Source organism: Butyricicoccus faecihominis, from assembly GCF_014648015.1.
Lineage (GTDB): Bacteria > Bacillota > Clostridia > Oscillospirales > Butyricicoccaceae > Agathobaculum > Agathobaculum butyriciproducens.
On the sequence record NZ_BMQH01000002.1, the window covers coordinates 81,280 to 91,532 of the forward strand.

The following is a 10,253-nucleotide window of genomic DNA, read 5'->3' on the forward strand; positions in this document are numbered from 1 at the left end:
GTCAATGGCGCATAAATGTTGCACAATTCATGCAGAATGATTGACTTTTTGGCTGTTATGCTGTATACTAAATCAGTTGTGTAACAAAAAAATAAAGGAGGCACTTGCAAGTGAAAAAGAGTGTAACTTCCTTTATCGCGGTCATGCTGATCATCATTTTCCTCGGCGTGACGGCGGTAACAGGAGTGTACATTCCGGGCGGCTGGACCATGCCGTTCCGGAACACGGCAACGTCCGACACGTCTGCGACGGATACGAGCGACACCTCGTCTACCGACAACAGCGCAGACACGGCGGACAACACGGCAGACAGCACGGATGCGTCTGCTGACACCTCTGCTGACTCGGCTTCGACCGATTCCGCAGACACGACAGACTCCGGTCTGAAGGCCATCATCCCGAGCGTACTCGATACCGACAATGGTATCCGTCTGGGTCTGGATCTGGTCGGCGGCTCCCGTATCGTATACGAGGCCGAAATCCCGGACGGCTACGACACCAGCAACCTGTCCGACGACATGAACTCGGTACAGAAGGTCATCCGTCAGCGACTGACCGGTAAGGGCTTTACCGAGGCTACCGTATCCCTCAGCGGCGACAACCGCGTAACGGTCGAAATCCCGCAGATCACCAACCCGGAGGAGGCTGTACAGACCCTCGGCACCACCGCACAGCTCACCTTTGTTGATGTTGACGGCAAGGAGTGGCTGACCGGCTCTGACGTTAAGAAAGCTACTTACGGCTATGGCCGCCCGACCGGCAACGAAGTTGCGGATACCCATTATGTAGAGGTACAGTTTACCTCTGAGGGCAAGCAGAAGTTTGCTGAAGCGACCGAGAGCATCGCGGCCCGCACTGACGGCACCAACGTGATGGCTATCGTCATGGACGATCAGGTTATTTCCGCACCGTCCGTTTCTTCCAAGATCGACAGCGACAGCTGCGTAATCTCCGGCTCGTTCACCCGCGACAGCGCGACCGAGCTGGCAAACCTCATCAACGCAGGTCAGATTCCGTTCTCGCTCAAGCAGGTAGAGCTTCGCTCTGTCGGCCCGCAGCTCGGCGCTGACGCGATGAGCTCCAGCCTGAAGGCAGGTATGATCGGTCTGATCCTCGTTATGCTGTTCATGATCATCATGTACCGCGTTCCGGGCGTTGTTTCCTGCTTCGCTCTGTGCTTCTACATGGTTATCGAGGCGCTGCTGTTCAGCCTGATTCGCGTAAACCTGTCCCTGCCGGGCATTGCAGGTATCATCCTGTCCATCGGTATGGCGGTTGACGCAAACGTCATTATCTTCGAGCGCATCAAGGAGGAAATGGCTGCCGGCAAGACCGTCAAGAGCGCCATTGACTCCGGCTTCAAGCGTGCGTTTACCGCAATTCTGGACTCCAACATCACCACCCTGATCGCGTGCGGCGTGCTGTTCTTCCTCGGCACCGGCACGATCGTCGGCTTCGCTACCACGCTGGGCATCGGTGTTATCGTGTCCATGTTCACCGCGCTGACCATCACCCACTTCCTGCTCAACCGCATGGTGGATTTCCACATCCGCAACCCGAAGGCTTACGGTCTGCGTGAGCGCAAGGAAGAGAAGAAGCATTTCCCGATCCTCAAGAACTTCAAGATCTTTGGCGGTATCTCTGTCGTACTGGTCGCTACCGGCCTTGTCGCGCTGATCCTGCTGCCGTTCGGCAAGAACCTGTTCAACCTGAGCATCGACTTTGCCGGCGGTACCGAGATGGAGTTCAACATGCACACCGCCGTTACGCAGGATATCCAGACCGAGGTCAGCGGTCTGTTCAAGGACGCAACCGGTGTGGACGCATCCTCTGTAACCTCCTCCGGTGACGGCAACGAGGACGTGCTGATCCGCTCCACCTCGATCGATTCCGAGCAGCGTGCTGCCGTGATCGACAAGATGCTGGAGAAGTACAGCCTTGCCGATACCGATATCCTCAACAACAACGACGTATCCGCTTCTGTCGGCAGCGACCTGCAGCGTTCGGCATTCCTCTGCTCGATCCTTGCAATCCTGCTGATGCTGTTGTACATCACCTTCCGCTTCGAGCTGACCAGTGGTCTGGCTGCGATCTGCTGCCTGGTTCACGATCTGCTCGTTATGCTGAGCGTTTACGTTCTGCTGCAGATTCCGCTCGACAGCAACTTCATCGCTGCTGCACTGACTATCCTCGGCTACTCGATCAACGCGTCCATCATCGTATTCGACCGCGTTCGTGAGAACCTGCGCACCGCGCGCAAGGAGCCGTTTGAGGTCATCGGCGAGAAGAGCATCTGGCAGACCATGGGCCGTACCATCAACACCACGCTTACCACGCTGTTCACCATCGGCATGGTATACATCCTCGGTGTTCCGTCGCTCAAGCAGTTCACCCTGCCGCTGATCGTCGGTATCCTGGCCGGCGGCTGGTCGTCCGTTATGCTGTCTACCGGTCTGTGGGGCTTCTTCCGTAAGAAGTTCCGCCGCCGTCGCAAGATCTAACGACTATCGAAAAGGCACCCGTTCGGGTGCCTTTTTTGCGTTTGTTTATCGGCGCAGGGGGAGCAGTGCAGGAAAAGGTGCCGCTTTATCACAATAAAAAATTGACTTAACAGCACCCCGCGTAGTATAATAACAGCAGACAGATAACAAACCACGCGCGTGAAGCGGTGTTCACAAGGGGGAAGTACGATGAAGTGCCCATTTTGCAGCTTTGAAGACAGCAAGGTCGTGGACTCCCGTCCGACGGACGAGGGTACCAGCATCCGCCGCCGGCGTGAATGTCTCCACTGCGGAAAACGCTTTACCACCTACGAGACGGTGGAGCGCATGCCGCTTATGCTGATCAAGCGCGATGGCACCCGGCAGGCGTACGACCGCCAGAAGCTGCTCAACGGTTTGGTGAAGGCGTGCGAGAAACGCCCGGTTTCGCTGATGCAGCTGGAACAGATCGTCGATCACGTTGAGCAGAAGCTGTTCGGCTCGCTCGAAAGCGAGGTCTCCAGCAAGGTCATCGGTGAGCTTGTCATGGAGCAGCTGCGTAAGGTTGATGAGGTCGCGTATGTGCGGTTTGCCTCGGTCTACCGCCAGTTTAAGGACATCAACACCTTTATGGAAGAGCTGAACACGCTCCTCAAAGATAAATAATTCGGCGGGTATGGCGCAGGCTGTACCCGTTTTTTCATATCGAAAGGAAGATGGATTTATGGACGAACGGCTGCAGAAACAGCTGAATTTCATTCTTGAGATCGACAAGGAGAAGAACATTTTCCGGCAGACGCATCTCTCCGGCCACGGCCGCCGCGAGAACGACGCCGAGCACGCATGGCACATGGCTGTCATGGCGTACCTGCTGCAGGAATATTCCAACGAGCCGGTGGATGTGGCGCGCGTCATGCTCATGTGCCTGCTGCACGATGTGGTGGAGATTGACGCAGGCGACACCTACGCCTACGACGCCGACGGTCTGAAGACGCAGAAGGCACGCGAGGACGCGGCAAAGCAGCGCATTTATTCGCTCCTGCCGGACGACCAGAAACGCGGGCTGATGGCTGTTTTTGACGAATTTGAGGCCGACGAGACCGCCGAGGCGCACTTTGCCCACGCGATGGACAATCTGCAGCCGCTTCTGCTCAACAACAGCAACGGCGGCAGCGACTGGGCTGACCACGATGTGACCGCTAAGCAGGTCTACGGCCGCCAGAGCCGCACGGAGAAAGGCTCGGCGTACCTGTATAAGCTGACGGATGACATTCTGCAGGCGAACATCAAAAAGGGTGCGCTCAAAGAAAAATAAAAAATTTCGACCGAGTTGACCATTCGTGGTCAATTTTCGCCGCCGAACGGCGTATGGGTGCAGGCACTTATGCGAAGCAAGGAGGTGAAAACGTGTCAGCTGAGATCATCATTGCGGGACTGAGCCTGCTGGGGACGCTGGCGGGCACGGCCGGCGGCATTATCGTCTCCGGCAAGCTGGTCAATTACCGCATCGAGCAGCTTGAAAAGAAGGTCGAAAAGCACAATAACCTCATCACCCGAACCTTCAGGCTGGAGCAGGCAGTCGCGCTGCTGGACGAGCGTGTCCGCGTGGCTAACCACCGCATCAGTGATTTGGAAAAGGAGGAAGTCGAGTGAACTGGAAGGTGCGGCTTAGGAATCCGGTATTCTGGGTGCAGATTGTTGTGAGCGCGTTCGCCGCGGTGCTGGCGTATGCCGGTCTGACCGCCGCTGACCTCACCACCTGGGAGAGCGTCGGCGCGCTGCTCTGCAATGCGGTGCGCAATCCGTATTGCCTGTTCCTTGTGCTGTCGAGCGTGTGGAACGCCGTCAATGACCCGACAACCACCGGTCTGACGGACAGCGAACGGGCAAGGCAGTATACCATTCCGCAGAAGTAAACAGAAAAAATCCCTCTCATAGAGCAATGCCAGCTTAACTTACTGACATTGCTCGTTTGAGAGGGGTTTTTCTTACAGAATCTCTTTCAGCGCGGCGATAAGCTTATCCATCTGCTCATCCGTGCCGACGGTGATACGCAGGTAATTATCAATGCGCGGCAGCTTGAAATAGCGGATAAAGATACCCTTTTCGCGCAGGGCGGCGAAGATATCCGGCGCTTTCTTCTCCGGGTGGGTGACAAACAGGAAGTTTGTCAGCGACGGCAGCACGGTAAAGCCGAGCGCCCGCAGCGCCTCCGCCGAGCGGTCACGGGTGGTGCTGACCTTGCGGCAGGTCTGCTGGAAATAATCCTCGTCGCGGATGGATGCCTCACCGACAGCGAGTGCGATGGCGTCCATCGTGTACGAGTTGTACGAGTTTTTAACCGCCTCGAGCGTGGAAATCAGCGTCTCCGAGCCGAGCGCGTAGCCGATGCGCATGCCCGCGAGCGAGCGCGACTTGCTGGTCGTCTGCACGATGAGCAGGTTTTCGTACTTGCCGAGCAGCGGAACCGCGCTCTGCGCGCCGAAGTCCACATACGCCTCGTCGATGATGACAACGCAGTCCTGATTATGCTGCAGCAGGTCCTCGAGGAACTCGAGCGTTACGCCGCGGCCGGTCGGCGCGTTCGGGTTCGGCAGGACGATACCGCCGTTCGGCTTGTCGTAATCACGCACATTGACGCAGAAATCCTCGTCGAGCGGCATGGTTTCATACGGGATGCGGAACAGGTCGCACCACACCGGATAGAACGAGTAGGTGATGTCCGGATAGAGAATGGGCTTGTCCGAGCAGAAGAACGACTGGAACGCCAGCGCGAGCACATCGTCCGAGCCGTTGCCGAGGAATACCTGCGACGGCTGCAGGTCAAACCGCTCTGCGATAGCGGTTTTGAGTGCTTTTGCGTTCGCATCCGGGTAAATCGCGAGTTTTGCGGCGTCAAACGTGCGCAGAACCTCGGTCACGGACGGCGCGGGCGGGTACGGGTTCTCGTTGGCGTTCAGCTTGATGATATTGTCGGTTTTCGGCTGCTCGCCCGGCACATACGGGTCGATCTTGCGCAGCTTATCGAGAAAAGGCTTGTCCATGGGAAGACCTCCTGTGTTCGTTTTCTTTGATGGGGATAGTTTATCATAATAAAGCGATAAAGTCAAGAGGATTTGTGAATCAGGGGAGAGTGTGGTATAATCCTTATAATAGAGTGGAGAGTGGAGATTGAAGAGTGGAGAGAACGTGAGATACGGCGGGTTCCGTGTTCTCGGTGAGTAAATCTTCACTCTTCACTCCTCACTCTCCACTCTGATAGGCATTAAACGACTAATGAAGGGTTAAATTATGTACCAACCTTTAGCAGACAAAATCCGTCCGAAGACATTGGACGATGTGGTCGGGCAGCGGCATTTACTGGGCGAAAACGGCCTTTTGCGCCGCGTCATTGAAAGCGGCAGCATCCCGAACCTGATATTTTACGGGCCGTCCGGCGTGGGCAAGACCACGGTCGCGTCCATCATCGCACAGCAGACCGACCGCAAGTTATACCACTTAAACGCCACCACGGCGGGCATTGCCGACATCAAGGCGATCATTGACGAGCTGGACACCTTCCTTGCGCCGAACGGTGCGCTTGTGTACCTTGATGAGATCCAGTATTTCAACAAAAAGCAGCAGCAGAGCCTGCTTGAATTCATCGAAACCGGCAAGATCACGCTCATCGCATCGACGACGGAAAACCCGTATTTTTACATCTACAACGCGATTTTAAGCCGCTGCACGGTATTCGAGTTCAAGCCGGTCGAGGCTGCCGATATGCGCCGTGCAGTGGAACGTGCGTTGAAGCTTGCGATGGGCGAGGACGCAAAGCCGGTCGAGGACGGTGTGGTAGATTACATCGCGCAGGCGGTCGGCGGCGACGTACGCAAGGCGCTCGGCGCGGTCGAGCTGCTCGTCTCCGGTGCGGGAGAGGGCGGCATCACACTCGCGGACGCGCAGCAGGCGGCGCAGCGCTCGAATATGCGCTACGACCGCGACGGCGACAGCCATTACGACATCCTCTCGGCGCTGCAGAAGTCCGTGCGCGGCTCGGACCCGGACGCCGCCCTGCATTATCTCGCGCGGCTGCTCGAGGCGGGCGATATGATCTCCGCGGCGCGGCGCATGCTCGTTATTGCAAGCGAGGATATCGGTTTGGCGTACCCGCAGTGCGCCGCCATCGTCAAGGCGTGCGTGGACAGCGCGTTCCAGCTGGGATTGCCCGAGGCGCGGATTCCGCTTGCGGAGGCGATCATTTTGATGGCAACTGCGCCCAAATCCAACAGTGCCATCAATGGTATTGATGCCGCCATTGCCGATATTCGGGCGGGCAGGGCAGGCGATATTCCGGCGCACCTCAAGGATACGCATTACGGCGGCGCAAAGAAATTAGGCCGCGGGTTGACGTATCAGTATCCGCATATGTATCCGAATCACTGGGTTCAGCAGGAGTATCTGCCCGAGGAGCTGCGCGGCGCACAATACTACGAATACGGCCCGAATAAGACCGAACAGGCCGCGAAAGCGTACTGGGATAGAGTGAAAAATCAGAAATAATGGAAAATGGAGAATGAACGTGACGGTTTCATTCTCCATTTTTTTCGCTGTTCACTCGAAAACGGTTTTAACCGGCTTTTTATCGCACCCAACCGGCGTATAGGTCCATTCATCAATGTGTCCTTCGGTGATGAAATACCGTGGCGGTGTCGGTGCGTCATACGGCGCGAGAACGTCGATGATGGTCAGCTTTACCTTCATCCGCTGCGGCAGGATGGACTTGATGTACACGGATACCGCCATGCCGGGCCGCAGGTCTGCGCGCGGCTCCGCGAGGCCGGACAGGTTGGGCGTAAGCTCGATGAACACGCCGTACGGCTCGATGGAGCGGACAACGCCGCGCACGGTCTCACCGACGGAGAACAGCGCCGCGTTCTGCGCCCAGGTGCCGAGCAGCTCGCGGTGGGTGAGTGAAATTCGCCGGTTTTCCGGCTCCACGGTGCGGACAGCGGCTAAAATGGACTGCCCGACGGTCAATCGGTCGCTCGGGTGGCAGATGCGCGACACGGACAGATTTTCGATGCCGATGAGCGACGGCACGCCACAGCCTGCGTCCACGAACGCGCCGAACGGCTCCAGATGCGTTACGCGCGCCGGAATCACGTCACCCGGACGGAGGGAATCGAGCAGCCGGTCCTGCGCCTTCTGCTGGACGATGGTGCGCGACAGCCACGCTGTGGGCGGGTCTGTGCTCTCGTCGATATCGGTGACGACGAAGCAGGTGGGTTTGCCCACACGCGACAGGATGGCAATCTCGCGCGTGTCGCCTTGCTCGATGCCGAGCGCGCAGCACACGCGCGGCAGGATGCCCTGCGCGATGCCGAGGTCGAACAGCAGGTCGTGCGCGGCGGTGCACCGCTGTGCGACGGCTTCCAGAATACGTCCCTCCTCCTGCGCCTGCCGCAGTGCGCCGAGTGTCGAAAATGCCTGCCGGACCGCAGGCTGTACCATGTAGCTGCCCTCGGGCAGATAGGATTCGCTTGTTTTCATATGCAGCCGAGCCTCCTTTGGGGTCTGCCTTACTATATGTGCAGGCAGGGCAGAGTAGCACCAAATTTCGCAAAAGTGCATAGTCTGTAAGCAGAAATTATGGATAAGGGGCTGATTGGATGGCAGATTCGGCAAATATTTCGCTGTCGGCGCTGCGGGACGGACAGCAGGCGCGGGTCGCAGCGCTGCATCTCAGCGGCGGCATGCGGCGGCGCGTGCAGGATTTAGGGTTAGTGCCGGGCACGCGCGTAACCTGTGTGCGGCGTGCGCTCTCGGGCGACCCGATCGCGTACCGGATACGCGGCGCGGTGGTTGCCCTGCGTAAATGTGATGCCGCGCAAATCGAGGTGCAGCCATGAGGCGCACTGTGGCGTTGGCGGGCAACCCGAACGTTGGCAAATCGACCGTGTTCAACGCCCTGACCGGCAGCCGTCAGCACACCGGCAACTGGAGCGGCAAGACGGTCGCGTGCGCCGAGGGCAGGCTGCACGGCGGCGGTCTGACGCTGACCGACCTGCCGGGTACTTACTCGCTGCGGGCGCACTCGGAGGAGGAGCGTGCCGCACGGGAATTTCTGGTTTCGGGTCAGGCGTGCGCGGTGGTGCTCGTGGCGGACGCGGGCTGTCTGGAGCGCAGCCTCATCCTCGCTTTGCAGGTACTGGAGGTACAGAAAAACGCCATTCTGTGCCTGAATCTCATGGATGAAGCTGCGAAAAAGGGCATTGCGATTGATGTTGCCGCGCTCGAGCGGGAGCTTGGCATACCGGTGATACCGTGCGCCGCACGGCAGGGAAAGGGTCTGCACGAGCTCGAAGCCGCGATACGCCGAGCGGCGGCAGGCGAAAATGAAACGCACCCGACCGCTATCCGCTATCCGGCGATGGACGAGGATTTGACAGAGGAACAGAGGGACGATATTGCAACCGCAGCGGCGGCACTCCGCGCGGAGGAGATCGCGCTGACGTGCGTCAGACAGCCGGAATGCGCCTGCGCGCGGGATGACCGAGCGGACGATGTGATCCTCAGCCGGAGGTTCGGCGTGCCGCTCATGCTTTTGCTGCTCGCAGGCGTGTTTTACATCACTTTATTCGGCGCAAACGTGCCGAGCGAGTGGCTGAGCACGCATCTTCTGGCACTCGGCACGCCGTTTGCGGGTGCGCTTGCGAAGCTGGGACTGCCGCCGTTTTTCGTCTCGATGCTGACCGACGGGCTGTGGCGCGTACTGGCAACCGTGGTCTCGGTCATGCTGCCGCCGATGGCGATCTTCTTCCCGTTGTTCACGCTGCTCGAGGACGCAGGCTACCTGCCGCGCGTGGCGTTTCAGCTTGATCACGCCTTCCAGTGCGCGAGAGCGAGCGGCAAGCAGAGCCTGACCATGTGCATGGGTTTCGGGTGCAACGCCTGCGGCGTGACAGGCTGCCGCATCATCGACTCGCCGCGGGAGCGGCTGATCGCCATCCTCACCAACAGCTTTGCGCCGTGCAACGGACGGTTTCCGCTGCTCATTTTTCTGTGCTCGGTGTTTTTCGCGGGCAGCGCGGCAGGCGGCGCGCTGCTGCTGACCGGCGTCATCGCGGCAAGCGTGGGATTGACGCTGCTCGTGTCGCGCATTCTCTCGGCAACGGTTTTGCGCGGAGAGGCGGTATCGTTTGCACTCGAGCTGCCGCCGTACCGCATGCCGCAGATCGGGCGCGTTATCGTGCGCAGCGTGCGCGACCGGACGCTGTTCGTCCTTGCGAGAGCCGCCGCCGTGGCGGCTCCGGCGGGCGTGCTCATCTGGCTGCTCGCCAATGTGCAGATAGGGAATGCAGCTATCCTGTCGCATATCACGGCATTTTTAGACCCGGCAGCGCGGGTGTTCGGGATAGACGGCGTGATACTGCTTGCGTTTATCCTCGGCTTTCCGGCGAACGAGCTGGTCATGCCGCTCATCGTGATGGGCTACCTCTCGTCCGGCACGATCGTCTCCGGCGTGGACTTTGCCTCCTTCCGCGCGCTGCTGCTGGCAAACGGCTGGACGGTGCAGACCGCGCTCTGCACACTGGTGCTCACCGTGGCGCACGCGCCGTGCTCGACAACCTGCCTTACCATCCTGCAGGAGACGCGCAGCGCAAAGTGGACACTGGCGGCGGTGCTGATTCCTGCGGGAGTCGGGCTTGCCTTTTGCATATTGATACACTGCATGCTTGCTTCGGCAGGCTGAAAAGCAGGAAAAAAGTGCGTTTTTTTTTTTTTTTTTTT

General features: G+C 58.7%; 10 protein-coding genes. 8 read left to right on the forward strand and 2 right to left on the reverse strand.

What is annotated here, in order from left to right; all coding sequences use genetic code 11:
• Positions 1-110 precede the first annotated feature (110 nt).
• From secD to IEY11_RS02030, 5 genes are all read left to right on the forward strand, one after another.
• Positions 111-2,501: a protein translocase subunit SecD gene (gene secD, locus IEY11_RS02010; protein ID WP_188885607.1), complete on the forward strand. Its 2,391-nt coding sequence runs from the start codon at positions 111-113 to the stop codon at positions 2,499-2,501.
• Positions 2,502-2,690: 189 nt separating this feature from the next.
• Positions 2,691-3,146 (forward strand): transcriptional regulator NrdR, encoded by a 456-nt coding sequence (nrdR, locus tag IEY11_RS02015; RefSeq protein ID WP_116704615.1) that lies wholly within the window; start codon positions 2,691-2,693, stop codon positions 3,144-3,146.
• 58 nt (positions 3,147-3,204) lie between these two features.
• Complete coding sequence (locus IEY11_RS02020) at positions 3,205-3,795, forward strand: HD domain-containing protein (RefSeq protein WP_188885608.1); 591 nt, start codon at positions 3,205-3,207, stop codon at positions 3,793-3,795.
• 92 nt (positions 3,796-3,887) lie between these two features.
• Positions 3,888-4,133, forward strand: a complete 246-nt coding sequence (locus IEY11_RS02025; RefSeq protein WP_117752359.1) for a hypothetical protein — start codon at positions 3,888-3,890, stop codon at positions 4,131-4,133.
• Positions 4,130-4,396 (forward strand): phage holin, encoded by a 267-nt coding sequence (locus IEY11_RS02030; protein WP_188885609.1) that lies wholly within the window; start codon positions 4,130-4,132, stop codon positions 4,394-4,396. The genes IEY11_RS02025 and IEY11_RS02030 overlap by 4 nt, the downstream gene beginning before the upstream one ends.
• A 72-nt stretch (positions 4,397-4,468) precedes the next feature.
• Here IEY11_RS02030 and hisC read toward each other — a convergent pair whose 3' ends face one another.
• Entirely contained in the window at positions 4,469-5,524 is a 1,056-nt protein-coding gene (gene hisC, locus IEY11_RS02035; protein ID WP_188885610.1) for a histidinol-phosphate transaminase, read from the reverse strand.
• 247 nt (positions 5,525-5,771) lie between these two features.
• Between hisC and IEY11_RS02040 the strand changes: the two genes are divergently transcribed.
• Positions 5,772-7,022 (forward strand): replication-associated recombination protein A, encoded by a 1,251-nt coding sequence (locus tag IEY11_RS02040; RefSeq protein WP_188885611.1) that lies wholly within the window; start codon positions 5,772-5,774, stop codon positions 7,020-7,022.
• A 51-nt stretch (positions 7,023-7,073) separates the two neighbouring features.
• Here IEY11_RS02040 and IEY11_RS02045 read toward each other — a convergent pair whose 3' ends face one another.
• Positions 7,074-8,012, reverse strand: coding sequence for a S1 RNA-binding domain-containing protein (locus tag IEY11_RS02045; protein ID WP_188885612.1), 939 nt, complete (start codon positions 8,010-8,012; stop codon positions 7,074-7,076).
• 119 nt (positions 8,013-8,131) lie between these two features.
• Here IEY11_RS02045 and IEY11_RS02050 point away from each other — a divergent pair, with 119 nt between their 5' ends.
• Both IEY11_RS02050 and feoB read left to right on the forward strand, forming a co-directional pair.
• Positions 8,132-8,371: a FeoA family protein gene (locus IEY11_RS02050; protein WP_110435094.1), complete on the forward strand. Its 240-nt coding sequence runs from the start codon at positions 8,132-8,134 to the stop codon at positions 8,369-8,371.
• On the forward strand, positions 8,368-10,215 hold the full coding sequence (gene feoB / locus IEY11_RS02055; RefSeq protein ID WP_188885613.1) for a ferrous iron transporter B: 1,848 nt from the start codon (positions 8,368-8,370) through the stop codon (positions 10,213-10,215). Before IEY11_RS02050 ends, feoB begins: the two co-directional genes overlap by 4 nt.
• Positions 10,216-10,253: the final 38 nt, after the last annotated feature.